We start from the raw sequence: 26,404 nt of genomic DNA on the forward strand, positions 1-26,404 counted from the left end.
GTGGTGCTGAAACCTGTCAAAAAGGCCTGAAGTCAGGCCTTGTGTGGACTCCGTTAGGCCAAAGCGCTTGAAAAAGCGCCAAACCGGACGGGTTGGGGCAGTTGAAGCCGAGTTTTTCAACGGCCTGCTAGGGCAATTTCCTTCAATACCATGCCCTGTCGGGCCCATAGCCTGCCCACCATCTTCCACTGGTAAGCAGAGTACTCATGGACCCCTATCTCTCGATGGCTGCGTTCGCCCTGGCCTCGTCGATCACTCCTGGCCCGGTCAACCTGGTCGCGCTCAACTGTGGCGCGCGTTTCGGCTTTCGCGCCAGTGCTCGGCACATCACCGGCGCAACTGTCGGTTTCACCCTGTTGCTGCTGCTGATCGGCCTCGGGCTTTACGAGCTGCTCGAGCGGGCGCCGATTCTGATGCGTGGCATCCAGTGGGGCGGGGTCGCCTTCCTGCTCTACATGGCCTGGAGGCTTGCAGTCGATGATGGCCGTCTGGAACCCGCTGCGGCCGGCAATGGCCCGTCGCTGCTCGACGGCGCGCTGATGCAATGGCTCAATCCAAAGGCCTGGCTGGCGTCAGTGGCGGGCATGGGACTGTTCGCGGCGAATGGCGATGTGCTGCGGGTCTGGCTGTTCGCCGGCCTGTATTTCGTCATCTGTTATGGCTCGATTGCCTGCTGGGCCGGAGCTGGCGCCTTTCTCAGCCGCTACCTGCAGGAGCCGGGGCGGGTGCGCTGGCTCAATCGAACGATGGCACTGTTGCTGGCAGGCAGTGCGTTCTATCTAGTGGCGGGCTGAGCCCGGCGCGATGCGATCCCGGTACTGCCCGGGCGTCGCCGCCAGCTGACGTTTGAAGGTGCGCTGGAAGTGCGCCTGGTCCGCAAAACCGGCGGCCAGCGCCACCTCGGCGAGGTCATGACCCTGGCGCAGCCAGTGCTGGCTGCGCTGGATGCGACGGTTGAGCAGATAGGCATGCGGGGTCATGCCGTAGTGCTGCCTGAAGGTGCGGATCAGATAGGACGGCGACAGCGCGGCTGCCTGGCAGATGTCTTCCAGACGCAGCGCCTGGGTACAGTGTTCGGCAATGTAGTCGGCCGCCCGTCGCAGCTGTTCGACGGGCTCTGCGCCCGGGCTGGCGGCTGCCGGGGCAAGGGTCTGCTGCAGCAGCGTGAAGTACTCGACCGCCGCGCTCTGCCGCTGCAGCGTGTCCGCCTGCGGGTCGAGCAGGGTGGCGTACAGCCTGGTCAGCCCGGTGAACAACGCCGGGTCGAGGCTCTGGATCGGCGTGTAGGGAATGAAGCGGCCGTCGGCGCTGACGCCCAGTTCATGTTGCAGCGCGCCCAGCCAGCCCGTGTCGACGTAGAACATCAGGTACGACCAGGGTTGGCCGTCGATGGGGTTGCAGGCATGCACCGTTTGCGGATTGATGATCACCACGGCGCCGCGGGCGATCCGCTGGCGTGCCGTGCCGTTGAAGTAGGTGCTGGCGCCGGCGGTGATCGCGCCGATGGAAAAGGTCTCGTGACAGTGCGGCGCGTAGCAGACCCTGCGCCCATCGGCGACCGCCCGCGCCTCGAGGAAGGGCAGGGCGGCGTCGCGCCAGAAGTGTGGCTGGCTGTCGTCCGGATTGTTCACGTTGTGCCTGCCGTCATCGATACGAAACTGTAGTCAGACTCTAGCAATCATTCGGCGCTCTGGCATGCTCGACGACCAGGTTCGCCATTTCAGTCCCGGCCAAGGAGTTTCCATGCGTCTGACCCTCGCTTTCACTGCACTGCTGTCGCTGGCTGGCTGTTCATCCTGGCAGCCCGATGCCGAGGACATCGAACCGGTGCCGGCCGAGCGGGTGCTGGCCTACCAACAGCCCCTGGAGAACGCCGGTGAGGTGGTGGTGACGCGGGATTTCGGCTTGCGTGGCGGCGGCTGCTACATCGCCGTGCTGATCGATCGTGAGCTGGCGGCGCGCATCCACGTCGGCGAGGTTGTACGTTTTCAGGTGCCGGCCGGTGCGCGGATCGTCAGCATCGGCACCGATCCGCTGGACGACACGCTGTGTGGCAAGCTCAGCCTGCGCCGCGAGAAACTGGCGCAGGTGCAGGCGGGGCAGACGCTGGAATATCGCGTCATCAGCGACAACCGCATCGGCTTCGATATCGTGCCGGTCGAGCCCTGATGCGGCGAATTACTTGATCACCGTCCGCGCAGTCTTCAGATAGTCAGCACCGTAGCTGCTGACTTCGTCGGCGCTCTCGGCTTCCGAGGCGATGTGGATTTCCTCCAGGGTATCGTTCAGCCCGTCCATTTCCTCGACGATTTTCTCCGGCGCCGCTTTCAGCGTGTAGGTCAGTTCGTGGATCTGCGCCATGTTCTCCGGTGTCTACTCCTGCGCCAGGGCCTGGTCGAGGCGGGTGTTGTATTCGGAGAATTGCTTCACCGCCTCGGCCAAGTTGCTAGGTGGCGGTGCCTCGGCGAAGGCATGGTTGGCGACGATGGTGGTCAGCGCCAGAGCGGCGGTCCGGATAAGCGTTTTCACGACAGGTCCCTTGCTGAATTTGGTCGGGCGCGAAGGTATCACCTGCGGGTAGTGACGCTGTGTAGTAGCGCACAGTCTGCGCTGCGCCATTAGTCGCATGCCGCGTCGCACGGCAGGGCTGGTCCGGGAAATTCATCGGCGGTGCAGACCTCATCACTGCGCTCCTGCAAAGTCGCAGCCGCTGCTGAGTTGAACTGCCCGACCGCTCTGGCACGCACTTTGCGATGATTTTTCATTAAAGGGCGACCATGCTTGGCCGATATGATCTCGCGTGCTGGCATTCCGCCTGTGCTCGGCAGGCGTCTGTAGACCCAACAACAAGATCACGCTCCCGCTTCCTCTTCCGCGATTCGCGTCCTGCAACAGGACCACTCGGCACGTCCCACGCCCGACGCGCCGGTTCGACTGTTATGCCTCACTTTTGCCAATTTGCCGCTCCTCACGAACGGCACGCCATGTGGAAAAGAACGAATGATGCAGCAACTGACAATCCGTGCCCGCCTGCTGATTCTGGTCGGGGCCATGCTTGCGGCCTGCCTGGTGATCGGGCTGACCGGGCTCAATGCCCAGCAGCGCAGCGTGGCCGGGCTCAACACCGTGTACCTGGACCGCGTCGTGCCGCTGCGTGACCTCAAGCTGATCTCCGACCTGTACGCGGTGAAGATCGTCGATGCGACGCACAAGGCCCGCAGCGGCATGCTCAGCTATCCGCAGGCGCGTGACGAGGTGCGCAACGCCCGCGCCGAGATCAACCGGCTCTGGCTGGCATACCTGAACACCCACTTGGTCGATGCCGAGCGGCAGCTTGCCTCGCGGATCGAGACGCTGATGAAGGCCACGGAGAAACCCTTCGACGCCCTCGAGCGCACGCTGGACCGGCACAGCGAGAAACGTCTGGCGGCGTTCGTCATCAACGACCTGTATCCGCTGGTCGATCCCATCTCCGAGGGCTTCTCCCAGCTGATCGAGCTGCAACTGGGCGAGGCCAAGGCCGAGTACGAACAGGCGCAGGCGCTCTATCAGCGCAACCGCCTGCTGAACATCGGCCTGTTGCTGGCGCTGCTGGTGGGCGGCGGCCTGTTCGCCATGGTGATGCTGCGCAGCATCAGCCGGCCGCTGGAGGAGTTGAAGCAGGCCGCGGCCGCAGTGGCTGCGGGTGATTTGAGTCGCACCATCGAGTGTCGCGGCAAGGACGAAATCACCGAGGTGCAGCAGTCGATCCGTCAGATGCAGCGCACCCTGCGCGATACGCTGCAGGACATCCAGGGCTCGGCGACCCAGCTGGCGTCGGCTGCCGAGGAGCTGCACGCGGTCACCCAGCACACCGCCCAAGGCATCCATCAGCAGAACGAGGAAGTGCAGATGGCCGCCACCGCGGTCACCGAGATGTCCGCCGCGGTGGACGAAGTGGCCGGCAACGCCAACCGCACCTCCGATGCTTCGCGCGATGCCGAGACGGTCGCCGACGACGGCCGCCGCCAGGTGACTGCCACGCGGCAGACCATCGACCAGCTGAGCGACAAGCTGCAGCAGACCGCGGCCACCGTGACCCACCTGGCCCAAGAGGCTGCGAGCATCGGGCAGGTGGTGGATGTGATTCGCGCGATCGCCGACCAGACCAATCTGCTCGCGCTCAACGCCGCCATCGAGGCCGCGCGGGCCGGCGAGGCTGGACGTGGATTCGCGGTGGTCGCCGACGAGGTGCGTAACCTCGCGCAGCGCACGCAGAGCTCGACCCAGGAGATTGAACGCATGATCGGCGCGATCCAGAGCGCTACCGAGCAATCGGTGCGCGACATGCAGCAGAGCAGTGAATTCGCTACGCGCAGCCAGACCATGGCCGGCGAAGCGGATCAGGCACTGGGGCTGATCGCCGAGCGTGTCGGGCAGATCAACGAGATGAACCTGGTGATTGCCAGCGCCGCCGAGGAGCAGGCACAGGTCGCGCGGGAGGTGGATCGCAACCTGCTGGCCATCCGCGACATCTCAGAGCAGAGCGCCACCGGCGCGCAGCAGACCTCGGTGGCCAGCGACGAGCTGGCGCGCCTGGCGACGCAGCTCAACCAGCTGGTCGGGCGCTTCCGTCTGTAAGCGAAGAGATGGGCTGACGCGGTCGGGACATGCATTGTGGCAATCCGACCGCGAACCCGGCTGCACGAATGCATTCCTATGTACGGAGTTTCCCGATTCGTACCGAACAGGAGTCGCGCGTGAAAACAGCCGTGTCCGCCCTGGCGCTTGCCGCCGGTCTAACCCTGAGCCTGCCGCTGCTGGCCGAAAGCCGAACCGCCTACGGCCCGCAGCTGGAAGGCTTCAGCTATCCGCACCCGCTCAAGCATTACCGTTTCGAGTCCCAGGGCAAGGCGCTGGAAATGGCCTTCATGGACGTCGAGCCGCAGGGCAAGGCGAACGGCCGCACGGCGCTGTTGCTGCATGGCAAGAACTTCTGCGGGGCGACCTGGGAGCGCACCATCGAGGTGCTCAGCCAGGCCGGTTACCGGGTCATCGCTCCCGATCAGGTCGGTTTCTGCAGCTCGAGCAAGCCCGAGGGTTACCAGTTCAGCTTCGCCCAGTTGGCGCACAACACCCAGGCGCTGCTGGAGCAGGAAGACATCGAGCAGGTTACCGTGATCGGCCATTCCATGGGCGGCATGCTGGCCGCGCGACTGGCGCTGAACTACCCACAGCGGGTCGAGCAGCTGGTGCTGGTCAACCCCATCGGTCTGGAAGACTGGCAGGCTGAAGGCGTGCCGTACGCCTCGATCGATCAGCTCTATCAGTCGGAACTCAAAACCAACTTCGACAGCATCAAGGCCTACCAGCAGAAGTTCTACTACAACGGCAGCTGGAAGCCGGAGTACGAGCGTTGGGTCGGCATGCTCGCCGGAATGTATGCCGGGGACGGCAAGGAACAGGTCGCCTGGAACCAGGCACAGACCTCGGAGATGGTTTTTACCCAGCCGGTGATCCATGAGTTTTCGCGGATCAGGACGCCGACCTTGCTGCTGATCGGCGGGCTGGATCGCACCGCGCCGGGCGCCAACCGTGCGCCGGAGGATGTCGCCAAGCGCCTGGGCAACTATCCCGAGCTGGGTCGCCAGGCTGCCGCGATGATTCCGGATGCGACGCTGGTGGCCTTCCCTGATCTTGGGCATTCACCGCAGGTCGAGGCACCAGAAGAATTCCACCGTGCGTTGCTCGAGAGGCTGGAGGCGCAGCGCTAATACGTGTCAGCCGCGCTCCGCTGCTTTGACCGGGGGCGGCTGCGCGGCACCCAGGCGTTGCCCGCCCGATTCCAGCAGCGCCTGCAGCGCACGGCCATAGGCACCGAGCGCCACGCGCAGGCTGTTGTTGTGGGTGGCGCCCTCGACCAGCAGCAATTGCTTGGGTTGGCGCGCAGCCAGATACAGCTGCTCGCTGAAGCGCGGCGGCACATAGCGGTCATCAGTGCCGTGCACCACCAGCAGTGGCATGCCGATCTGGTCGATCTTCTCCAGCGAATCGAACTTCTGCGACAGCAGCCAGCGCACCGGCAGCGTGGTGTCGGACACGGCTGTCGCCACGTCGGCCAGCGAGGTGAAGGTCGACTCGATGATCAGCGCGCGCGCCTCGGCCGGTACGCTGTCGCGCTCGGCCTGCTGCCCGAGTTCGGCTGCCAGGTCGACAGCCACCGCGCCGCCGAGGGAATGCCCGTAGATGAAGCGCTTGCCGGCGTCCGGCTGCAGCGTCTTCAGGCGCTCCCAGCCGATGCGCGCGTCGGCATAGACGCTGCGTTCCGACGGCAGGTCGCCAAGGCTCTGGCCGAAGCCGCGGTAGTCGATGGCCAGCACCGAGAAGCCCAGCGCGCGCAGCTGTTCCAGACGAAAAAGGTGGCCGGTGAGGTTCCAGCGCACGCCGTGCAGGTAGAGCAGGGCGGGCGCATCGGCGTTGGCGGCCGGCCACCACCAGGCATGAATGTTCTGCTCGTCACCGAACGCGGAGTCGGTCAGCTGCAGCTCCTCGACGCCATGCGGCAGGCCGCTGAACCAGGACGCGGTGCCCGGTTCGATACGGAACACCAGCTCGCGCTCTTTCTGTTCGAGCACCGAACAGCCGACCGGAAGACCGACGGCGAACAGGGTAATCAGCAGCAGGCAGAGCCGCCGGGCTTTGCTGCGGAACAGGAAGAAATGCTGCAAGGTCAGGGTCTCGAAATCAGGAATCGTAGATAGGACCCGCTTGCCGAATGATCTGCAAGGCGGGCCATCGCTTCACTGATTACTGCATGTTGCGCGCGATTGTCGTCACGAGCGGACGGCCGGCTATGGCCTCAGGAGCAGCAGGTCGCCTGCTCGGCGTCGGCGTCCTGCACCGCGCGCTCGATCTTCCATGCCCAGGCGAACACCAGCAGACCGCCAACGGCGGTGGCGGCGCCGATATAGCCGGTGGATGTCCAGCCGAAACCGGCGGTGATCGCCAGCCCGCCCAGCCATGGCCCAAGGGCGTTGGCGATGTTGAAGGCGGCATGGTTGGAGGCGGCGGCGAGGGTCTGCGCATCCGCGGCGACATCCATCAGATGGGTCTGCAGCGCGGGCGACAGCGAGACCATGGTGCCCACCGCAAACACCGCCGGAAAGATCGTCCACACCGAGTGCGCTGCCAGCGGGAATACCAGCAGCACCAGCGCGCTCCACAGCAAGAGCCAGGCAACCGCCTTGAAGCGCAGCCGATCGAACAGCCAGCCGCCGACCAGATTGCCGACGATGCCGCCAAGGCCGAACGCGGCGAGGGCAAACGGAATCCAGCCGGCGCTAACGCCGGTGACGTTCAGCAACGTCGGCGCCATGTAGCTGAACACACAGAACATGCCGGCGAAGCCGATCGAGCTGATCGCCAGCGCCAGCCAGACCTGTGGCCGATTGAAGGCGCGGATTTCGTGCAGCGGGCTGTTGCGCGGTTCGTTGCGGTTCGGCGGCAGGAACAGCGCCACCAGCAGCACCGTCAGCAGGGCGATGGCACCGACCAGGGCGAACGCATAGCGCCAGCTCGCCCATTGCCCGAGCCAGGTGGCCAGCGGGTTGCCGATCAGGATCGCCACGGTCAGCCCCATCAGCACGCGGGCGACGGCCTGGGCGCGTTTGTCCGGCGGCACCATGGAAGCTGCCACCAGCATTGCCACGCCGAAATAGGCCCCGTGCGGCAGGCCGGTGATGAAGCGGAAGATCATCAGCGTCGAGTAATCCGGCGCCAGGGCGCTGGCGAAGTTGCCCAAGGCGAAGAAACCCATCAGCAGCAACAGCAGGTGCCGGCGGAACAGCCGTGAGCCGAGGATCGCCAGTAACGGTGCGCCCACCACCACGCCCAGGGCGTAGGTGCTGATCACGTTGCCGACCTGGGGTTCGCTGATACCCAGCCCCTCGGCCACGTTCGGCATCAGGCCCATGATGGCGAACTCACCGGTGCCGATGGCGAAGCCACCCATGGCCAGCGCCAGCTCGAGCAGCAGCACGGCGCGGGCGGAAAGGGGCGGAGTCGCTGCGGTGGCTGGCGCCGTCATGGTTACCTCGTTGCGTCGAAAAGGGGCGGCATTATTCACGCTGGTTCGCGCAGGTAAAGCCCTACCGCCAAAGAAGGAGATGCACTGGGTGTTTGGGAGTGCGTCGGCGCGCCGGAGTTCGCCCGGCGCGGGCGGAAAGGCATGTGTTCATAGCGGCCAGATCCAGAGGATCGCCGGCACGGCGCAGAGCACCACCAGAATCGACAGCGGCAGGCCCAGCCGCCAGTAGTCACCGAAGCGGTAGCCACCCGGCGCCATCACCAGCGTGTTGGACTGATGCCCGATGGGCGTGAGGAAAGCACAGGACGCACCGATCGCGACCGCCATCAGGAACGGATCGACTGACGCATCCATGCCGCGTGCCAGGCTGATCGCCACCGGGGCAGCGAGGACCGCGGCGGCCGCATTGTTGACCACGTTGGAGATCAGCATCACTGCCACCATCAGCAGCGCCAGCGTCGCTGCAGGTGGCAGTGAATGGCCAACCGACAGCAGGGCGTCGGCGATCAGCTGCGAGCCCCCGCTGGTTTCCAGCGCCTGGCCGACCGGCAGCATGGCCGCGACCAGCACGATGACCGACATATCGATGCTGTCGTAGATGCGGCCCATGGGAATCAACCCGACCAGGATCATCACCAGCGCGCCGGTGACCAGCGCGGTAGCGGCCGGCACCAGGCCGATGGCGATAATTGCCAGGGTGATGGCGAAGATGGCGCTGGCCAGCAGCACGTTGCGCGGGGTGGTGATGCTCAGCCCGCGGGACGCCAGCGGAAGGCAGCCCAAGCTGTTCAGGCTCGACTGCAGGGCATCCTCGCGGGCCTGCAGCAGCAGGATGTCGCCCGTGGCGAAGCGGATCTTGCCGAGCCGTTGGCGCAGGCGCTGCCCCTGGCGGGCGACGGCCAGCACGTTGACGCCGTGACGTTCGCGCAGGTCGAGGCCGCTGGCGGTCGTGCCCACCAGTATCGAGCCGGGGGAGATGATGGCTTCGGCCAGGGCCAGCTCGCCGTGCCGGCTCTTGTGATTCTTTTCGGTCCTCTCGTCTTCGAGCGCCTGTTCGGCGGCCTTCTGCTCGTTCTGTGCCTTGTCCTCCTGCTCGTCAACATTGGCCGCCAGCTCGACGCCGGTGACGTCGAGCAGCGCCTTGAGACTGTCCGAATCCGCTTCCACCAGCAGGATGTCGCCCTCGCGCAGCACCTCGTAGGTGGACGGCATGCGCTGGCGCTCGTCACCGCGCACCAGGGCGATCACCTGCACATCGGCTTCGTCCTTCACTGCATTGATCAGCGCGTGCAGGGTGCGCCCTGCGTACTTGCAGCTTTCCGGCACTCGCACTTCGGTGAGGTAGGTGCTGATCTCGAACAGATCGCCGTTGCCTTCCTGCTCCTGCCGCCGCGGCACCAGCCGCCAGCCAAGCAGCGCTATGAACAGCACGCCGGCGACGGTCACCGCAGCGCCCACCGGGAGAAAGGCGAACATGCCGAACGGTGCCTCGCCAGCCTCGGCGCGATAGCCAGCGATGATCAGGTTGGGCGGGGTGCCGATCAGCGTCAGGGTGCCACCAAGCAGCGAACCGAACGCCAGCGGCATCAGCAGGTAGGACGGCGACCGGCCACTCTGGCGCGACATCCAGATCGCCACCGGCATGAACAGCGCCAGCGCGCCGACGTTGTTCATGAAGCCCGAGCTGAGCGCGACGATTCCGGTCAGTGCGGCGACCTGCGCCCATGGGCGTTCGCCGACCTGCATCAGCCGCCGTGCTACGGAATCCACCACGCCGGCGTTGAGCAGGCCGCGGCTGAGGACCAGCACCGCGGCCACCGAGATCACGGCGGGATGGCCGATGCCGGAGAACACCTCGTCCGCCGGCACGACGCCGGTCAGTGCGCAGGCGAGCAGCGCGCCGAGGGCGACCAGGTCGTAGCGCCAGCGATTCCAGACGAACAGCACCAGCGTTGCCGCCAGTACGCCAAAGACGATCAGCTGTTCGCCGGTCATGAACTTTTCTCCAAGCCGCCAGGAACCCGCAGCGCGTCGGCGCCTTGGTTCGGGGCGGTAATGCCAGTGGAAACCAGGATGAGGTATTGCGCTGCAGGCCACCTGGCTGCAGGGGTAATGCGGCTGTCATAAACAGACTGCGGTCGCTGCGCAAAGGTGCCGGCAGGATATGGCAAAAATGTGCGCTGCGGGGCAAGGTGGCGGCACAACAATTCGAAAGGTCCTTGCCATGCCCGAGTCCGTTGCCCTGCACTGCACCGATGGTTTCACCCTCGCCGCGCAGCTGTGGCGGCCGGCAGGCGCCGAGCGCGGCGCGGTGATCATCAGCTGCGCCACCGGGGTGCTGTCGCGCTATTACGCACGCTACGCGAGCTTTCTCACTGAGCACGGTTTTACTGCACTTACCTACGACTTTCGCGGCATCGGTGGCTCACGACCGCAGTGCCTGCGCGACATGCGGATGCGTTGGCGCGACTGGGGTGAATACGACTTCGATGCCGCGGTGCGCTATATGCGTGAGCGTGATCCGCACGGGCTGCTGGTTGCAGTGGGGCATAGCGCCGGTGGCTTTATGCCGGGCTTTGCCGAAGCTGCCAGCGAGGTGGATCGATATCTGAACGTAGCGGGGCAGTTTGCCTACTGGCGCGACTACGCCGCTGATCAGCGCCTGCGTATGTACGCCAAATGGCACCTGTTCATGCCCGCGGTTACCCGGCTGGCTGGCTATTTTCCCGGCCGGCGCTTCGGCTGGCTGGAAGATCTGCCGGCGGGCGTCGCGCTGGAATGGTCCCGGCGCGGCGCGCGCCTGGAAGACAGCTACCCGCCTGACGAACACGAACTGCTGTTTAGCCGCTTCGCCGCGATTCGCGCGCCGATCCTCGCGGTCAGCACCAGCGACGACGAGTTCGCCACGCCGGCCGCCATGCGTCGCGGGCTGGGCTACTTTCGCAATAGCCCGCGCCAGTTGGTTCAGCTCAACCCGCGTGCGCTGGGCTTCGAGCGCATCGGCCATTTCGGCCTGTTCCACGACCGGCACCGCAACGGCTTCTGGCGCGAGTCGCTGGAATGGATCGCCGAGGGCCGCAATCCCTGGCTGGCCGACGAGGTTATCGAGCCCGGCGTGGGGCCGGAGAGTGACGGCGCCATTCCCTTCGGCGCGCCGTCGGGCTATAAGCCTGGCCCATGAATAAGACCGCCCTTCAGCAGCAGATCATCGCTACCCTCGAAGCCGACCGTGAAGTCGCCAAGGCCGTGCTGGCCGCGACCCATGAGGCCGCCACCCATGCCGAGAGCAAGGCCGAGAACAAGTACGACACCCGTGGCCTGGAAGCGGCCTACCTCGCCGACGGGCAAAGACGACGTCTGCACGAGATCGAGACAGCGCTGGCCGCCTACCGCAACCTGCATCCGACCATCGGCTCGGACGAGTACGTGCGGGTCGGAGCGCTGCTTTGCCTGGAGCACGATGGCGTCGAACGCTGGTTCTTCCTGGGCCCGGATGCCGCGGGGCTGAAACTGCAGCATGAAGGCCGGGAGATTCTGGTGATCTCGCCGCGTTCGCCGTTGGGGCACGGGCTGCTGGGGCGCAGGATCGGTGACGAAGTGGAGCTGCGGGTCAACGGCCAGCCGCAGTGCTACGAGGTGCTGGAGATTCACTAGGGCAGCTGCTTGTTTCGGGCTGGTCTGGGGTAGGCGCGATTCGCGGTCAAGAGCGCTCCCACGCTGCGCCTACCGAGTCTGGAAACGTAACCACCCCCGAGCTGTGGCTCAGTCTGCGGTTGCCGGCTTGCGTCGGCGAGCCGGTTTGCGTGGTGCGGCGCTGCGTTTCTTCTTCCATGGTTTTCCGCCGCGGCCGGCGGCCATCGGCGGGCCGCTGATGGTCATGCGCAGACCGGCGCAACGTTCGACCAGCTTGCTCATCCACGCCGACTGTTTGGCGACGAATTCTTCCAGCGGCATCTCGCCGCTCTGCACCATGTCCAGCGCCTGCTCCCAGATCGCCGTGGTCCCGGGATCGGCGATCGGCCGCGGCACGGCGTCGATCAGGCTGAACGCCGCCGGCGTCGCCGCCAGCGCCTTGCCCTGGCGAACCAGATAGCCGCGGTCGAGCAGTCCCTGGATGATGCCCGCGCGGGTCGCTTCGGTGCCGATGCCGGTGGTGTCCTTGAGTTTCTGTTTCAGTCGCGGATCGTCCACCAGCTTGGCGACGTTCTTCATCGCCTTGATCAGGTCGCCTTCGGTAAAGGGCTTCGGCGGCTGGGTCTGCTGGTCCTTGAGCGTGATCTCGCCCACCGCGTAGTCCTGGCCCTGTTGCAATGCCGGAAGGCTCTGCGGCGCGGGAGCTTCGCGATTGCCCCGTGCCGGCGCCAGCGCTTCGGGCATGGCGCGCTTCCAGCCCGGTTCGACGATGCGCTTGCCCACCGCCCGCAGCGCCTGGCCGGCGCAGTCGAAGTCGGCCTGGGTGCGGTCGTACTCGTGGTTGGGCAGGAACTGCGCCAGGTAGCGCGCGCGGATCAACTCATACACCGCGCGCGGGCGCCCGGCCAGGCGTTCCAGACCTCGCGCCGCGGCGGTGGGGATGATGCCGTGGTGGGCGCCGACCTTGGCATCGTTCCAGGCCCGCGAGCGGCGCGACAGGTCCAGATGCGGCTGCAGCGCCGCGAGCGTCGGGTCGGCTTGAGTCAGCGCAGCGACGATGGCCCGCGCCTCGCCGTGCTGGCTCAGCGGCAGGTAGCCGCAATCGCTGCGTGGGTAGGTGATCAGCTTGTGGGTTTCGTACAGCGCCTGGGCGATGTCGAGGGTTTCCTGGGCACCGAGGCTGAGCTTCTTTGAGCAGACTTCCTGCAACGTGCCGAGATCGAACGGCAAGGGCGCGGCCTCGCGCTGACGCTCGGTCTTGAGCTTCAGCAGACGGGCGCTGGCGGCGTTGCGCATGGCGTCCGCAGCCTGCTGCGCACGAGCCTGATCGAGGCAGCGGCCCTGGTCATCGCAATGGTCGTCCGGCGCCTGCCCTTGCGCGGTGAACGCAGTGCCATCGGCGAGCAGCTGCACATCGATGGCCCAGAATGGCACCGGGATGAAGTCGGCGATGCTGCGGTCGCGGTCCACTACCAGGCGCAGCGTTGGCGTCTGCACGCGGCCGACCGGCAGCACGCCCTGGTAGCCGGACTGGCGGCCGAGCAGGGTGAACAGCCGGCTCATGTTCATGCCGATCAGCCAGTCGGCACGCGAGCGGCCGAGGGCGGCATGGTAGAGATTGAAAGTCTCGGCGCCGGGCTTGAGCGCGGCCAGCGCCTTGCGGATCGAGGCGTCGTCCAGCGCCGACAGCCATAACCGGCGGATTGGCCCGCGATAGCGGCAGTGTTCGACCAGCTCGCGGGCGATCATCTCGCCTTCGCGGTCGGCGTCGGTGGCGATCACCAGTTCGCTGCATTCGCCGAGCAGGCGCTTGACCGCCTTGAACTGGCTGGCGGTCTTCGGCTTGACCAGCATCTTCCAGCGTTCCGGCACGATCGGCAGGTCCGCCAGAACCCAGCGCTTGTAGCGCGGGTCGTAGGCGTCCGGCGGGGCGGTTTCCAGCAGATGGCCGATGCACCAGGTCACCGTCACCCCGGCGCCCTGCAGGCAACCGTCGCCACGCCGGTTGGCGCCGAGCACCTTGGCAATGTCCCGGGCCTGGGAAGGTTTTTCGCAGAGATAGAGTTGCATGGAGGCTGTGACGGCAGCGGTCGATGGCGCGAAGCATGTGCACAAACGGCGCTTCAGGCAATCTTTATCTGTATGTGCATACAGTTGTTGTGCGCCGATACCGGTCGTTCTTGAGCATGATCAAGTCTGGCGACGGCGAGGAGGCTTAGCCTGTGGTCACTGCAACAACGCCAGAAAAGGCACGCGCAATGGCCAAGAAATTTCCCCTCGAACCTTCCCACCCCGAACGTGTGTGCTGGGGCTGCGACCGCTATTGCCCGGCCACTTCGATGGCCTGTGGCAACGGCGCGGGCCGCACCCAGCATCCAGCGGAAATGTTCGGTGAGGACTGGTATCTGGATGAATGCTGGGGTATCGACCCGGAGCTGATCGCCAAGACCCGCAAGGAGTCGTCGAGCTGATGTTGCGCGGAGTCCTGCGCTAGGCGCGGTCGGCGAAACGCTGCACCACCACACTGCCAATGATGTCGCCCTCGACGTTGACCGCCGTGCGTACGGTATCCAGCAAGCGGTCGATCGGCAGCAGAATCGCCACCGCCTCGGCCGGCAGGCCGACCGCCTGCAACACCATCACCATGGTCACCATGCCGGCGCTGGGAATCCCCGGCGCGCCTGTGGACGCGATCATCGCCGTGAAGAACACCACCGCCTGCTGCGCCAGGCTCAGCTCGATGCCCATCAGGTTGGCGACGAACAGCGCGGCGGCCGCTTCGTAGAGTGCGGTGCCGTCCATGTTCATGGTCGCGCCCAGCGGCAGCACGAAGCCGGCGATGCCCGGGCGCACCTTGAGGTTGTCCTCCGCGCAGCGCAGGGAGATCGGCAATGTCGCCGCGCTGGAGCTGGTGGCAAACGCCGTGATCAGCGCCTCGCGGGTGCCGCGGAAAAACCACAGCGGCGATTTGCCGGTCGTGAGAAAGAGAATGCCGGGCAACACCACGATGCCGTGGAACAGCGTGGTGGCGAACACCAGCACGATGAAGCCGCCCACCGCACTGAGCAGCGCGACATCCTGCTCGGCCACCAGCTTGATCAGCAGCGCGAGGATGCCCAGCGGCGCCAGGCGCATGATCCAGCCGATGATCCGCATCATCAGCTCGAGAAATTCCTGCAGCACCACGAGTATATTGCGGTAGCGGTCGCCGCCGGCCACCAGGGCGATGCCGATGAACATGGCGAACACCACGACGGCCAGGATGCTGCCGTTAGCCAGTGCGGCGAAGGGGTTCTGGAACAAGTTGGCGAAGAAGTGCAGGAAGAACTCCGGCAGCGTCAGCTGACGCGCCTCGAAGTCGTTCATCGCCTCGGCGAACAGGTCCAGCGACAGCCCCGCGCCCGGCTTGAAGATGTTCGCCGCGACCAGCGCCACCAGCATCGCCGCACTGGTGGTGAGGGTGAAGTAGACCAGCGCGCCGCCCCACACCCGGTGCACCTGATGGTGCGCCTGCAGATTGGCCACGCCGACCACGATGGAGGTGAAGATCAGCGGGATCAGCACCATCTTCAGCAGGCCGATGAAGATGCTCCCGGCCAGGGTGCTTGCATAGAGCACGCCCTCGCGTACGGGCGCGTCGGTCGGCAGTGTGCCGGTCAGCCAGCCGATGGCGACACCCAGGCAGGCCGCGACAAGAATCTGCAGGTTGAGACTGGGCAAAGGGGTGGCTCCTCGGATCGGTAGCGGTGGCGCTAAGCAAAAGAATGAACGCTGCGGCAAAAGTTCGCATCGCGCGGGGCGCAATCATACAGACGCAACGCAACCGACGTGCCAATGACCTGGCGTCGGCCGGCCGCTGACAAAAGCCACGCAGCTGGGTTTTCATGACCGGGCAGGTAGAAGAGGCGCGAGTCATGAGCGATCAGGACATCGAACAACGCATCGCCCGCGACATCGCCAGATGGCAGCGCGGCGTGCAGGAAAAAGGCGAACCGCTGGTGGTGGACGAAGGCTGGCTGCAGACGCCACCGGGCCTGCGCTTGCCGTTCTCGGTACTGAAAAGCGCCGGGGTGCCGCCCCGGGAAGTGGAATTGCTGGCGCAGCGTGCCGCGTTGCGCGAACGGCTGGAGGCCGGCAGCGATACGCAGCAGTGCGCGCGGCTGGAGCGCGAGCTGAGCGAGCTGGAGCAGCACATTGCCTTCCGGCTGGAGGCGTTGCAGCGCCTGGGCCGCGGTTGAGCGCTGGTGACTGGTGTTCGCACGGCGCTGGAGTAGCATGCGCATTCGGTCAATTCCTAAGGGGAGAAGCACGTGGCTACAGCACGAATCGGATTTCTGCCGGCGGCGTTGATCGCCGCGGCAGTGACCTTCGCCGGCTGGTCGGTGGGGCAGGGCGTGGAGCGTTTCCGCATGGCCGACCGCACTGTGACGGTCAAGGGCCTGGCGGAGATGGACGTGAAGAGCGACTTTGCGGTTTGGACGCTGGGCTTTCGCCGTGGTGGCGATCAGTTCGCCGAAGTGCAGAAGGGGCTGAGCGAGGATCGCCAGCTGGTGCTGGATTTCCTCCGCGAGCAGGGCTTCACCGACGCGGAGATCGAAGTGCGACCGTTGCAGGTCCAGGATCTGCTGGCGCGTGAATGGGCTTCGCGCGATGTGCCGCTGCGCTTCAATGGCCAGGGTCAGGTGCTGGTCAAGTCAGAGCGCGTCGACGCGGTGGGCAAGGCGGCCAATGCCATCGATCCGCTGATCTTGGCCGGTGTTCAGCTGGATACCGAGATGAACGGCTTCGCCGGGCCGCGCTATCAGTTGCGTGGCTTCAATGAGCTCAAGCCGCAGTTGCTGGAAGCCGCCACCAGCAATGCCCGTGAGCAGGCGACGCGTTTTGCCGAGGATGCCGGTGCCACGCTGGGGCGCTTGAAGAATGCCAACCAGGGTGTGATTCGGGTTATCGATGACGATGGCAGTGATATGGACAGTGGGCGGACCGTGGGGAAACGGCTGCGGGTGGTGAGTACGTTTGAGTACACGTTGGATTGATATGGGGCTGAGTCTCTGAATGTCGCGCCAACCGCCTGCCAAGGCGGATCAACCGCACTGTCCAAGTGCTTTTAAGCCCGGTAGCCCATGGCTTAAAGGTTAGACAGTGAGCCGATTAGCCGGCATTATCGGCTCACCAAATGAGCCGAATAAGCCCGTTAATCGGCTCACAGAGGAGCCAGCCCTCATGAATGACCCGCTCTGGATCTGGCAGCAGCCCGATTGGCCGCACTTTAGCTGGCAAGCCGACGCACTTGCTCCGCTGCTGCGTACCTGCAGCCAGGCTCTGGGGCGCTTGCTCGGGATGCTCGGTGCCGTGGGCAGTGACACGGAGGTGCAGAGCAGCCTGGATGCCATGCTGCAGAACATCGTCACCTCATCAGCCATCGAGGGTGAGCAGCTGGATGTCGGCTCCGTGCGCTCGTCACTGGCGCGGCGCCTGGGGCTGAACGAAGAAGGCCGCATCACCTCGCGTTCCGAAGGCCTGGCGGAACTGCTGCTTGATGCCACCCGCGCGTATCAGCAGCCGCTCGATCTGCAGAGGCTGTTCACCTGGCATGGCTGGTTGTTCCCCAGCGATGGTGACTTACTGGCCCGCCCGTTACGCATCGGTATGCTGCGCGGCGAGGAGCCCATGCAGGTAGTTTCCGGGAGACTCGACCGCCCTACCGTGCATTTCGAAGCGCCACCCCGCGCCGGGCTGGAAGAACAACTGGACGGCTTCCTTGCCTGGTTCGAGAGCAGCCGCCGCGATGCAGGCCTCGACCCATTTCTACGAGCCGGCATTGCGCACTTCTGGTTCGTCACCCTGCACCCCTTCGATGACGGCAACGGCCGCCTTACGCGCGCCATCACCGACCTGGCACTGGCTCAGGGAGAACAGCAGACCATCCGCTTTTACGCCATGTCGGCTAGCATCCTCGATGACCGCGCCGACTATTACCGCATCCTCGAAGCGAGCCAGAAAGGCACGCTGGATATCACCGCCTGGTTGCAATGGTTCCTTGCCACGCTGCTCAAGAGCTTGGAACAGGCCCTTGCTCGTATCGACCGCGTGCTGGTCAAGGCACGTTTCTGGCAGGCTCATCGTAGCCAAACCCTGTCTGCCGAGCAGATCAAAGTGCTTAACCGCCTGCTCGATGGTGGCGAGAGAGGTTTCGAGAACGGCATCAGTGCCGCTCAATACCAGGCCGTGGCCAAGGTCTCGAAAGCCACCGCCACGCGCCATCTGAGCGACCTTGTCGAGAAGGGTTGCCTGGCCAGGCTACCGGGCGGCGGACGCAGCACGCGCTACCAGATACAGCACTCGGCACACGCTTGAAAAAGTGAGTCGCCGAACAGGGCGAAACCAGGCCTACATCAACTCCTTGAATAGGCCTGGTTACGCGTAGTCAACCGGCCCGACAAATCAATGCCCCGGCTGCCAAGGCTGCCCCAGCGACACCGGCGCGTACAACCGCGTACGGATCGCATCCCGCGACAGCAGAACCAGCACCAGAATGGTCGCCACATATGGCAGCATCGCCAGCAGGTTGCCGGGGATCGCCAGGCCGAGGCCCTGCGCCACCAGGTGCAGGATGCTGGCCAGGCCGAACAGGTACGCGCCGAGGAGGACGCGGCTCACCCGCCAGCTGGCGAACACCACCAGTGCCAGGGCGATCCAGCCGCGGCCAGCGGTCATGTTTTCCGCCCACATCGGCGTGTATGCGAGCGACATGTAGCCGCCGGCAAGCCCTGCCATTCCGCCGCCGAACATCACCGCCAGGGTGCGCACGCGCAGTACCGGCAGGCCCATGGCGCTGGCGGCGTTGGGGTTTTCGCCGACGGCCTGGATGATCAGGCCGATGCGGCTTTTCAGCAGCACCCAGGCCACCAACGCAAACAGACCGAAGGACAGGTACACCAGCAGATCCTGGGCGAACAGCATGCGACCGATCACGGGGATTTCACTGAGCAGCGGAATGGCGATCGGCTCGAAGCCGGCCAGCGGCTTGCCGACCCAGCTGGCACCGACGAAGGACGACAGGCCGACGCCGAAGATGGTCAGCGCCAGGCCGGTGGCGACCTGATTGGCGTTGAAGCCCAGGGCCACCATGGCGAACAGCAGTGAGAGCAGCACACCGGCCAGGCAGGCGAACAGCACGCCCAGCCAGAGGTTGCCGCTGGCGAAGGCGACGATGAAGCCGATCACCGCGCCGAACAGCATCATGCCCTCCTGGCCGAGGTTGAGCACGCCGGTCTTCTCGCACACCAGTTCGCCGAGGGCGACCAGCAGCAGCGGCGTGCCGGTGCGGATCATGGCGTAGAAGATATTGGTCAGCAGATCCATGTCCATCGGTCAGGCCTCGAACTTCAAACGGTAGGCAGCGGGTGAAAAGGGCAGTAGCGCAGTGCGGACGATCATGTGGCCGGCTCCTCTTTGGCGCTGACGAGCGCTGGTTTGCGCGCCCACAGCTTCAGGCGCGGGCGGTAGAGGATCAGTACGTCGCAGGCGAGCAGGAAGAACAGCACCATGCCCTGGAACAGCTGAGTGATGGATTGCGGCAGGTTGGCGGCCATCTGCGCGTTCTCGCCACCGAGGTAGAGCAGCGCCATCAGCAGACTGGCGAAGACGATACCGATGGGGTTCAGGCGACCGAGGAAGGCCACGGTGATCGCCGCGTAGCCATAGCCCGGTGAAACTTGCGGCACCAGTTGGCCGATTGGCCCGGTGACTTCGGCGACGCCGGCCAGCCCGGCCAGGCCGCCGCTGATCAGCAGGGCGATCCATACCAGTTTCTTGTCGCGGAAACCGACGAAGCCGGCGGCGCGCTTGTCCAGGCCGAGCACCTTGATCTGGAAGCCGAGAAAACTCTTTTGCAGCAGCACCCAGACCACCACCAGCGCCAGCAGGGCGAAGTAGAAACCGCCATGCACGCGCAGCCCTTCGATCAGCTCGGGCAGCCGGGTGGCGTCGCCGAACATCGCCGACTCGGGGAAGTTGAAGCCTTCCGGGTCCTTCAGCGGGCCGTGCACGGCGAACAGCAGCAGGTTCAGCGCAATGTAGTTGAGCATGATGCTGGTGAGGATTTCGTTGGCGTTGAACGCCGTCTTCAGCCAGGCGCAGAGCCCGGCCCAGGCGGCGCCGCCAAGGGTGCCGAGCAGCAGTGTCAGCACCAGTGCCCAGCGCGAATCCCAGTCGATGATGTTGACCGCCAGCGCGCTGCCGGCCAGGGCGCCGATGAGGAGCTGGCCTTCGGCGCCGATGTTCCAGATGCGCGCGTTGTAGACCACTGCCAGGCCCAGCGCGCAGAGCAGGATCGGCAGCGCCTTGACCAGCAGTTCGGAGACCCCGTAGAGATCGCCGAGCGGGTCTATCAGCAGCACCTTGAGGGTTTCCAGCGGCGGATGGCCGAGCAGCGCGAACAGCAGCGCGCCGCTCAGCAGCGTCAGCAGTGCCGCCAGCAATGGCGAGAACCAGAGCATGGCCCGTGAGGCCTCGCCGCGGGGTTGCAGGGATAACAGCATGATGGATTCTCGTCAGGCGGCAGGGGTGGAAACAGGGGTGTCGCTGGTATCGAACTGGCCGGCCATCCAGCGGCCGACTTCGACCGGGCAGGTGCTGGCAGTAGCGCGCTGTGGCGACAGCCTGCCGTCGCTCAGGGCGGCGATGCGGTCGCTGATCTGGAACAGCTCCTCGAGGTCTTCGGAGATCACCAGGATCGCCGCGCCGGCATCGCGCAGTTCGATCAGCGCGCGGTGGATCGCTGCTGCCGCGCCGACGTCCACGCCCCAGGTTGGATGCGCGGCGATCAGCAGCTTCGGCTGCTGCAGGATTTCGCGACCAAGGATGAATTTCTGCAGGTTGCCGCCGGACAGGCTCGCCGCCGGGGCCTGTGCGTCCGGCGTCTTCACGGCGAAGCGCTGGATGACCTGTTCGGCGAAGGCGCGCACCTTGCCGCGTCGGATCATGCCCTGCTCGACCATGCCGGTCTGTTGATAGGCGGTGAGCAGGCCGTTGTCGGCCAGGCTCATGCTCGGCACCGCGCCGTGACCGAGACGTTCGGCCGGCACGAAGGCCATACCATGGCGGCGGCGGGCGTCGGGGCGCAGATGGGCGACGTCGTCACCGAGAAAGCGGATGTGCATGGCCTGGGCGGCAGGCAGGCGCTGTTCGCCACTGAGCAGGGCGAGCAGCTCGTCCTGGCCGTTGCCGGCGACTCCCGCGATACCGACGATCTCGCCGGCGCGCACTTCCAAGTCCACCTCTTCGAGGGACACGCCGAACCGATCGGCGTTGTGCCAGGACAGCCGCTCGACCCGCAGGAACGGCGCGCGGCCCTCGCTCTTCGGGTATTCGGCTTCCAGCCCCTCGGCATCGCCGACCATCAGCCGCGCCAGTTCCAGGTCCGAGCAATCGGCCGGCACGCACTCGCCGGACACGCGGCCGGCGCGCAGCACCGTGGCGCTCTGGCACAGCGCGCGCACCTCGTTGAGCTTGTGGCTGATGAACAGGATGCTGCAGCCCTCGGCCGCCAACCGGCGCAAGGTCACGAACAGCTCGTCGGCCTCCTGCGGGGTGAGCACCGAGGTCGGCTCGTCGAGGATCAGCAGGCGGATGTCCTGCATCAGGCAACGGATGATCTCCACCCGCTGACGCTCGCCGATGGACAGACTGTGCACCAGCCGTCGCGGCTCCAGCGGCATGCCGTAGCGCTGCGAGACCTCGCGGATCTTCGGTTCCAGCTGCTTCGGCGTACCGGCCTTGGCGCCCAGCGCCAGGGCGATGTTCTCCGCTACCGAGAGCGTCTCGAACAGCGAGAAGTGCTGGAACACCATGCCGATGCCGCGTTCACGGGCCTGGGCCGGGTCGCGCATGGTCACCCGTTCGCCTTGCCAGTGGATTTCGCCGGCATCCGGCTGGGTCACGCCGTAGATGATCTTCATCAGGGTGCTCTTGCCGGCGCCGTTCTCGCCGAGCAGGGCGTGGATCTCGCCCGGCTGGATCGACAGGTCGATACGGTCGTTGGCCAGGCAGCCTGGGTACTGTTTGGTGATGCCGCAGAGCTTGAGGCGTGCGGTCTGGGATTCGGGCATGGAGGCGTCCGCTGGGTTTTTCATGACCAGGGTGTAGCAAAAAGCTGGCCAGGCAGTCAGGAATTGAGATGCGACGCGGCTACGGCAGCTGCGCCACCGGTTGGCCATGCGACGATGTTAGCCGGTGCATCGCTTTGGTGCTTCACTCGATGACGCTGTCGTGCCGATGCACCGCCATGGGGCGGGACGACCGCGGGCCGGATGGGCTGCTAAGCTAACCGTCCTTTCCGCTCCCACCGGTTTGCCTGCAAATGAACCAACTGGACCTTCATTCCGCCGAGGAAACGATTGCCCAGCGTGCCGCCCTGGCGCGGCTGATCGATGGCCTCGTGCGCGACGACGGCATGCATCCCACCGCCATCGACGATCTGTTCCTGATCCGCTGCAGCGCGCCGAGCGACCTGGTGCACGGGCTGCACAAGCCGGCGCTGTGCATCATCGTGCAGGGCAGCAAGGAGGTGCGCCTGGGCGATGAGCTGTACACCTACGATGCGCTGCATTACCTGGTGGTATCGGTCACCGTGCCGGTGGCCGGTCGCGTGCTGGAGGCCTCGTCCGGCGAGCCGTACCTCTGTATCCGCCTGGATATCGACCCGGCGATGGTCGCCACCCTGGTGGCCGAAAGCGCGCCGTTGAGCCAGCCCGTGGAAGGGGCTGCACGCGGGGTCTATCTGGACCGCATCGATGCGCCGTTGCTCGACGCCACGCTGCGCCTGGTGCGGCTCTTGGCCAGCCCGCAGGACATCCCGGTGCTGGCACCGCTGGCCATGCGCGAGATCTTCTACCGCCTGCTCTGCGGTCGCCAGGGGCGGCACCTGCACGAGATCGCGGTGCGCGACAGCCAGGGCCATCGCGTCACCCGCGCGATCGAATGGCTGAACCGCAATTACGTCGAGCCGCTGCGCATCGAGGAACTGGCGCAGCGGGTCAACCTCAGCAGCTCGACGTTGCATCACCGTTTCAAGGCGCTCACCTCGATGAGCCCGCTGCAGTACCAGAAGCAGCTGCGCCTGCAGGAGGCGCGGCGGCTGCTGATCGCCGAGGGACTCGATGTGTCCAGCGCCGGCTACCGGGTCGGCTACGAAAGTCCCTCGCAGTTCAGCCGCGAGTACAGCCGGCTGTTCGGCGCCTCGCCGGTGAGGGATCTGGCCCGGCTGCGCAGCACCGCTTAATTCAGCGCGACGCCGGGTCCGGCACCTCGCGCAATGCCTGGGCGGCATCAATGGCGCGGGGAAAGCCGGCGGTCACGGTGGTCAGGTAGACCACCTCCTTCAGCTCCTCACGGCTCACGCCCAGGCGCAGCGCGTAGCCGGCGTGGATCTTCATGTAGGGCAGATTGCCCTGGGCGGCGAAGGCGGCGACCGCGGCCAGCTGGCGGGTGCGGTCATCCAGCTCGCTGCGTCCCCAGACATCGCCCAGCGCATAGCCGGTGATGCTCTCCGCGAGAAACGGATAGTCCTCGCGCAGCGCCTCGAGCACCGGTTGCCCGGCACCGCCGGACAGGTGCTCGATGACCGCCATGCCACGCTCGTGGCGCTCGTTGCCGGCGGCTTCCAGCGAGGCGAAGGTCAGCGAGCCGAACACGGCTAGGCAGGCCGCGGCCAGGGTGTTGCCTGTACGAAGGGTCATGGCGGCGTCCTCAGTAGGGGCTGGCGGTGGGGCGCACCACCAACTCGCTGACGTCGACATCGGCCGGCTGGTCGATGGCATAGGCGATGGCGCGGGCGATGGCGTCGGCCGGAATGGCGATGCGGCGGAAGTCGTCCATGGCCGAGCGGGCGGTGTCATCGGAAATGCTCTCGGCCAGTTCCGATTCGGTGACGCCGGGCGAAACCAGGGTCACGCGAATATCGCCGCCGACCTCCTGACGCAGGCCTTCTGAGATGGCGCGCACCGCGTACTTGGTGGCGCAGTACACCGCCGCGGTCGGGCTCACCGCGTAGGCGCCGATGGAGGCGATGTTGACGAACTGGCCGGCGCGCTGGCGCTGCATCAGCGGCAGGCCGGCGGCGATGCCGTGCAGCACGCCACGGATGTTCACGTCGATCATGCGGTTCCACTCGTAGACCTTCAGCGCATCCAGCGGCGAAAGCGGCATCACCCCGGCGTTGTTGATGATCACATCGACGCGGCCGAAGCGCTGTTCGGCGAAGTCGACGAAGGCCTGGGTGTCCTCGCGGCTGGTTACGTCCAGCGCGCGGCAGGCGGCAACGCCACCGCGTTCGCCGATCTCGGCGACCAGCTTTTCCAGCCGGTCCAGACGCCGCGCCCCCAGCACGACAGTTGCGCCCTGGGCCGCCAGCAGGCGGGCCGTGGCTTCACCGATGCCGCTGCTGGCGCCGGTGATGAGTACGACTTTGCCGGTGATGTTCGACATGGGGTTGTCCTCCGCAAATGGATTCGGGCGACGTCGGTGACGCCGTGGTTCGAATACTGCGAGGGAGGACGCTGCCGGCGTTATGGCGATCCTGCCGGGCGCTTGCCTGATTCTGGCGCTGCCTACCAGATGCCTTCGTGCAGGGCGGCAGCCTCGTCCTCCAGCAGCGGGCCGAGCACCTCGACCTTGCGCTGGCCGGCGTCGAAGACGATGCGGCAAGGCAGGTCCAGCGTCGGGTTTTCCGGATGGTTGCCGGTGAGGTCCTTCAGGCTGCGCTCGGAAAGGCCGTAGACCACGCGCCCAAGACCGACCCAGTAGGCGGCGCCAGCGCACATGGCGCAGGGTTCGGCGGAGGTGTACATGCTGCAGCGCGAGAGGAATTCGGGTGTGTAGCGGGTCGAGGCGCGGGTCATCAGCACCCGCTCGGCATGGCCGGTCATGTCGTGGTCGGGCATGTAGGCGTTGCCCTGTTCCAGCAGCACCTCACCGTCCGGCCCGACCAGGATGGCGCCGAACGGATGGGTGCCGTTTTCCAGCGCGCGGCGGGCGACGTCGAAGCTTCTGCGCAACAGGGCGATATCGTCGAGAGGCATGGTGTTATCCAGGTTGAGATGGATGAGCGGGTGGGCTCAATGCCCGCCCTTGGGCAGGCTCCAGGGAAAGCAGATCTTCTGCAGCAACCCGATCAGGTGGAACAGCACCAGGCTGATCACCACCAGCATCATCAACGCGGCGAAGGCTTGTGGCACCTGGAACATCGACGTGGAGAAGTTGATGAAGTAGCCCAGGCCTTTTTCGGCAGCGACAAACTCGGCCACCACCGCGCCGATCACTGCCAGGGTGATGGAGATGCGCAGCGCCGAGAACAGGTGTGGAATCGCATAGGGCAGGCGGATATTGCGGTACTCGCGGGCCTTCGACGCGCCCAGCGAGCGCGACAGTTCCACCAGCTCTTCCGGCGTCGCCAGGAGGCCGGTGACGCAGGACACCACAATGGGGAAGAAGGCGATGAGGAAGGTGATGAACACCCGCGGCAGGTCGCCGGCGCCCATCACTACCACGATGATCGGTGCTACCGCGACGATGGGCGTGGACTGCACGATCACCAACAGTGGATAGAGCGTGCGCGACATCACCCGCGAGGACGCCAGGGCGATGGCCAGCGGGATGCCGATCAGAATCGACAGGCCGTAGCCCATCAGCGTCACCCGCAGGGTGGCAAAGATATGCTCGGCCCAGGCGCCGAGGCCGACCTTCTGCGTCGCCGCGAGAATGGCGCTGGGCGAGGGCAGCACGAAGCTTGGCAGCCTGAGCAGGCGGCACGCCGCTTCCCACACCAGCAGCAGGACGAGCAGGGCGAGCCAGGGTGCGAAGCGGTCGGCCTGCGCCTTCAGGTGCAGTGCCTTGGGCTTAATGGTCGGCATGGCGCGAGAAGACCTTGCGGCGGATATGGTTGGCGAGCTCATTGAAACGGGGCTCCGTGAGGGTCTGCATGGACCGCGGGCGCGGCAGGTCGACGTCGATGATTTCCTGAACGCGGCCGGGGCGTGCCGACATCACCAGGATGCGGTCGGCCAGCAGCAGCGCTTCGGGAATCGAGTGGGTGATGAACAGCACCGTCTTCGGGCGCTGGGTCCAGATATTCAGCAGCTCCAGGCTCAGCTCGTCGCGGGTCAGGGCGTCGAGTGCCGAGAACGGCTCGTCCATCAGCAGGATTTCCGGGTCGTGCAGCAACGCCCGAGCGATCGCCGCGCGTTGCTGCATGCCGCCGGAGAGTTCGTCCGGGCGCTTGTTGCCGAATTCCTTGAGCCCCACCAGTTCCAGCAGCTCCTCGCCGCGGAGGATCTCTTGGGCGGTGACGCGGCCGTACTTGTGGCGCATGGGGAAGGTCAGGTTGTCGCGGATGTTCAGCCAGGGCAGCAGCGTCGGCTTCTGGAAGACGATGCCGATCTCGTCGCGCGGGCCGTCCACCGGGCTGCCGTAGATGCTGACCTGGCCGTGGGTCGGTCGCACCAGCCCGGCGAGGATGCGCAGTAGCGTGGACTTGCCGCAGCCCGAGGGGCCGAGCACCGCGATGAACTCGTGGCGACCGATGTCGAAGCTGGCGTTGTCCAGCGCCACCACCTCGCTGCCATCGGAGGAGGTGAAGACCTGGCTGACCCGATCAAAGCTGATGTTGGGGCGCGGCGTGGCGGGCAGGACGGCAGCGTTCATGGC

Annotated in this window: 27 protein-coding genes; 11 read left to right on the forward strand and 16 right to left on the reverse strand. The window is 65.8% G+C overall.

The genetic code is table 11. The annotated features are described in order from the left end of the window. The first annotated feature begins 206 nt into the window (after positions 1 to 206). Complete coding sequence (locus tag IEG05_RS18860) at positions 207 to 794, forward strand: LysE family translocator (protein ID WP_046620720.1); 588 nt, start codon at positions 207 to 209, stop codon at positions 792 to 794. Here IEG05_RS18860 and IEG05_RS18865 read toward each other — a convergent pair. Continuing rightward, positions 780 to 1,631, reverse strand: coding sequence for an AraC family transcriptional regulator (locus tag IEG05_RS18865; RefSeq protein WP_046620722.1), 852 nt, complete (start codon positions 1,629 to 1,631; stop codon positions 780 to 782). The two genes, IEG05_RS18860 and IEG05_RS18865, sit on opposite strands and share 15 nt — an antisense overlap. Before the next feature lie 112 nt (positions 1,632 to 1,743). On the opposite strand from IEG05_RS18865, the gene IEG05_RS18870 reads away from it, so the two are divergent. Continuing rightward, positions 1,744 to 2,169: a 3-isopropylmalate dehydratase gene (locus IEG05_RS18870; RefSeq protein ID WP_041013280.1), complete on the forward strand. Its 426-nt coding sequence runs from the start codon at positions 1,744 to 1,746 to the stop codon at positions 2,167 to 2,169. 9 nt (positions 2,170 to 2,178) lie between these two features. On the opposite strand, the gene IEG05_RS23380 is transcribed toward IEG05_RS18870, so the two are convergent. Then, positions 2,179 to 2,361: a DUF6746 family protein gene (locus tag IEG05_RS23380; protein ID WP_224742900.1), complete on the reverse strand. Its 183-nt coding sequence runs from the start codon at positions 2,359 to 2,361 to the stop codon at positions 2,179 to 2,181. Positions 2,362 to 2,373: 12 nt separating this feature from the next. Beyond that, positions 2,374 to 2,529: a hypothetical protein gene (locus tag IEG05_RS23385; protein ID WP_224742901.1), complete on the reverse strand. Its 156-nt coding sequence runs from the start codon at positions 2,527 to 2,529 to the stop codon at positions 2,374 to 2,376. A gap of 471 nt (positions 2,530 to 3,000) precedes the next feature. On the opposite strand from IEG05_RS23385, the gene IEG05_RS18880 reads away from it, so the two are divergent. After that, a complete protein-coding gene (locus tag IEG05_RS18880; RefSeq protein ID WP_046620724.1) occupies positions 3,001 to 4,620 on the forward strand; it encodes a methyl-accepting chemotaxis protein in 1,620 nt (539 codons plus the stop codon). Positions 4,621 to 4,739: 119 nt separating this feature from the next. Beyond that, positions 4,740 to 5,753, forward strand: coding sequence for an alpha/beta fold hydrolase (locus IEG05_RS18885; protein ID WP_041013283.1), 1,014 nt, complete (start codon positions 4,740 to 4,742; stop codon positions 5,751 to 5,753). 6 nt (positions 5,754 to 5,759) lie between these two features. Here the strand turns inward: IEG05_RS18885 and IEG05_RS18890 are convergent, their stop codons facing one another. From IEG05_RS18890 to IEG05_RS18900, 3 genes are all read right to left on the reverse strand, one after another. After that, entirely contained in the window at positions 5,760 to 6,707 is a 948-nt protein-coding gene (locus IEG05_RS18890) for an alpha/beta hydrolase (RefSeq protein WP_046620725.1), read from the reverse strand. 131 nt (positions 6,708 to 6,838) lie between these two features. Next, entirely contained in the window at positions 6,839 to 8,065 is a 1,227-nt protein-coding gene (locus IEG05_RS18895; RefSeq protein WP_046620726.1) for an MFS transporter, read from the reverse strand. Between the two features lie 147 nt (positions 8,066 to 8,212). Continuing rightward, the gene (locus tag IEG05_RS18900; RefSeq protein WP_046620727.1) at positions 8,213 to 10,060 is read right to left on the reverse strand and encodes an SLC13 family permease; all 1,848 of its coding nucleotides are present in this window, start codon (positions 10,058 to 10,060) and stop codon (positions 8,213 to 8,215) included. 229 nt (positions 10,061 to 10,289) lie between these two features. Between IEG05_RS18900 and IEG05_RS18905 the strand changes: the two genes are divergently transcribed. Together IEG05_RS18905 and IEG05_RS18910 are read left to right on the forward strand one after the other, a co-directional pair. Then, positions 10,290 to 11,246 (forward strand): alpha/beta hydrolase family protein, encoded by a 957-nt coding sequence (locus IEG05_RS18905; protein ID WP_046620728.1) that lies wholly within the window; start codon positions 10,290 to 10,292, stop codon positions 11,244 to 11,246. Continuing rightward, on the forward strand, positions 11,243 to 11,719 hold the full coding sequence (locus tag IEG05_RS18910; RefSeq protein ID WP_046620730.1) for a GreA/GreB family elongation factor: 477 nt from the start codon (positions 11,243 to 11,245) through the stop codon (positions 11,717 to 11,719). The genes IEG05_RS18905 and IEG05_RS18910 overlap by 4 nt, the downstream gene beginning before the upstream one ends. 108 nt (positions 11,720 to 11,827) lie before the next feature. Here the strand turns inward: IEG05_RS18910 and IEG05_RS18915 are convergent, their stop codons facing one another. After that, positions 11,828 to 13,768 carry a DNA topoisomerase III gene (locus IEG05_RS18915; RefSeq protein WP_046620732.1) on the reverse strand — a complete coding sequence of 647 codons (1,941 nt, stop codon included), beginning with the start codon at positions 13,766 to 13,768 and terminating at the stop codon, positions 11,828 to 11,830. A 188-nt stretch (positions 13,769 to 13,956) separates the two neighbouring features. On the opposite strand from IEG05_RS18915, the gene IEG05_RS18920 reads away from it, so the two are divergent. Further along, complete coding sequence (locus tag IEG05_RS18920; RefSeq protein ID WP_003300856.1) at positions 13,957 to 14,169, forward strand: DUF3079 domain-containing protein; 213 nt, start codon at positions 13,957 to 13,959, stop codon at positions 14,167 to 14,169. 19 nt (positions 14,170 to 14,188) lie between these two features. Here IEG05_RS18920 and IEG05_RS18925 read toward each other — a convergent pair whose 3' ends face one another. After that, on the reverse strand, positions 14,189 to 15,418 hold the full coding sequence (locus IEG05_RS18925; RefSeq protein WP_041013293.1) for a dicarboxylate/amino acid:cation symporter: 1,230 nt from the start codon (positions 15,416 to 15,418) through the stop codon (positions 14,189 to 14,191). Positions 15,419 to 15,612: 194 nt separating this feature from the next. Here IEG05_RS18925 and IEG05_RS18930 point away from each other — a divergent pair, with 194 nt between their 5' ends. The 3 genes from IEG05_RS18930 to IEG05_RS18940 all read left to right on the forward strand — a co-directional run bounded on the left by IEG05_RS18930 (position 15,613) and on the right by IEG05_RS18940 (position 18,055). After that, positions 15,613 to 15,936, forward strand: a complete 324-nt coding sequence (locus IEG05_RS18930) for a hypothetical protein (RefSeq protein ID WP_046620734.1) — start codon at positions 15,613 to 15,615, stop codon at positions 15,934 to 15,936. A 72-nt stretch (positions 15,937 to 16,008) separates the two neighbouring features. Further along, the gene (locus IEG05_RS18935; protein ID WP_046620736.1) at positions 16,009 to 16,734 is read left to right on the forward strand and encodes an SIMPL domain-containing protein; all 726 of its coding nucleotides are present in this window, start codon (positions 16,009 to 16,011) and stop codon (positions 16,732 to 16,734) included. 187 nt (positions 16,735 to 16,921) lie between these two features. Beyond that, the gene (locus tag IEG05_RS18940) at positions 16,922 to 18,055 is read left to right on the forward strand and encodes a Fic family protein (RefSeq protein ID WP_046620737.1); all 1,134 of its coding nucleotides are present in this window, start codon (positions 16,922 to 16,924) and stop codon (positions 18,053 to 18,055) included. Between the two features lie 87 nt (positions 18,056 to 18,142). Here the strand turns inward: IEG05_RS18940 and IEG05_RS18945 are convergent, their stop codons facing one another. The 3 genes from IEG05_RS18945 to IEG05_RS18955 all read right to left on the reverse strand — a co-directional run bounded on the left by IEG05_RS18945 (position 18,143) and on the right by IEG05_RS18955 (position 21,810). Next, positions 18,143 to 19,069 (reverse strand): ABC transporter permease, encoded by a 927-nt coding sequence (locus tag IEG05_RS18945; RefSeq protein ID WP_014821137.1) that lies wholly within the window; start codon positions 19,067 to 19,069, stop codon positions 18,143 to 18,145. A gap of 65 nt (positions 19,070 to 19,134) precedes the next feature. Further along, positions 19,135 to 20,241: an ABC transporter permease gene (locus tag IEG05_RS18950; RefSeq protein ID WP_014821136.1), complete on the reverse strand. Its 1,107-nt coding sequence runs from the start codon at positions 20,239 to 20,241 to the stop codon at positions 19,135 to 19,137. Positions 20,242 to 20,253: 12 nt separating this feature from the next. Beyond that, on the reverse strand, positions 20,254 to 21,810 hold the full coding sequence (locus tag IEG05_RS18955; protein ID WP_046620740.1) for an ABC transporter ATP-binding protein: 1,557 nt from the start codon (positions 21,808 to 21,810) through the stop codon (positions 20,254 to 20,256). Positions 21,811 to 22,061: 251 nt separating this feature from the next. Here IEG05_RS18955 and IEG05_RS18960 point away from each other — a divergent pair, with 251 nt between their 5' ends. Further along, positions 22,062 to 22,982: an AraC family transcriptional regulator gene (locus IEG05_RS18960; protein ID WP_046620742.1), complete on the forward strand. Its 921-nt coding sequence runs from the start codon at positions 22,062 to 22,064 to the stop codon at positions 22,980 to 22,982. 1 nt (position 22,983) lies between these two features. Here IEG05_RS18960 and IEG05_RS18965 read toward each other — a convergent pair whose 3' ends face one another. The 5 genes from IEG05_RS18965 to IEG05_RS18985 all read right to left on the reverse strand — a co-directional run bounded on the left by IEG05_RS18965 (position 22,984) and on the right by IEG05_RS18985 (position 26,401). Then, on the reverse strand, positions 22,984 to 23,439 hold the full coding sequence (locus IEG05_RS18965; RefSeq protein ID WP_046620745.1) for a carboxymuconolactone decarboxylase family protein: 456 nt from the start codon (positions 23,437 to 23,439) through the stop codon (positions 22,984 to 22,986). A 10-nt stretch (positions 23,440 to 23,449) separates the two neighbouring features. Beyond that, entirely contained in the window at positions 23,450 to 24,187 is a 738-nt protein-coding gene (locus tag IEG05_RS18970) for an SDR family oxidoreductase (protein WP_046620746.1), read from the reverse strand. A gap of 122 nt (positions 24,188 to 24,309) precedes the next feature. Next, entirely contained in the window at positions 24,310 to 24,780 is a 471-nt protein-coding gene (locus tag IEG05_RS18975; RefSeq protein ID WP_046620747.1) for a nucleoside deaminase, read from the reverse strand. 36 nt (positions 24,781 to 24,816) lie between these two features. After that, positions 24,817 to 25,611: an ABC transporter permease gene (locus IEG05_RS18980; protein WP_046620749.1), complete on the reverse strand. Its 795-nt coding sequence runs from the start codon at positions 25,609 to 25,611 to the stop codon at positions 24,817 to 24,819. Next, complete coding sequence (locus IEG05_RS18985; RefSeq protein WP_046620752.1) at positions 25,598 to 26,401, reverse strand: ABC transporter ATP-binding protein; 804 nt, start codon at positions 26,399 to 26,401, stop codon at positions 25,598 to 25,600. Before IEG05_RS18985 ends, IEG05_RS18980 begins: the two co-directional genes overlap by 14 nt. Positions 26,402 to 26,404: the final 3 nt, after the last annotated feature.

Origin of the sequence: Stutzerimonas kunmingensis, from assembly GCF_014764705.1 — a bacterium.
In the GTDB taxonomy this organism is placed as follows: Bacteria; Pseudomonadota; Gammaproteobacteria; order Pseudomonadales; family Pseudomonadaceae; genus Stutzerimonas.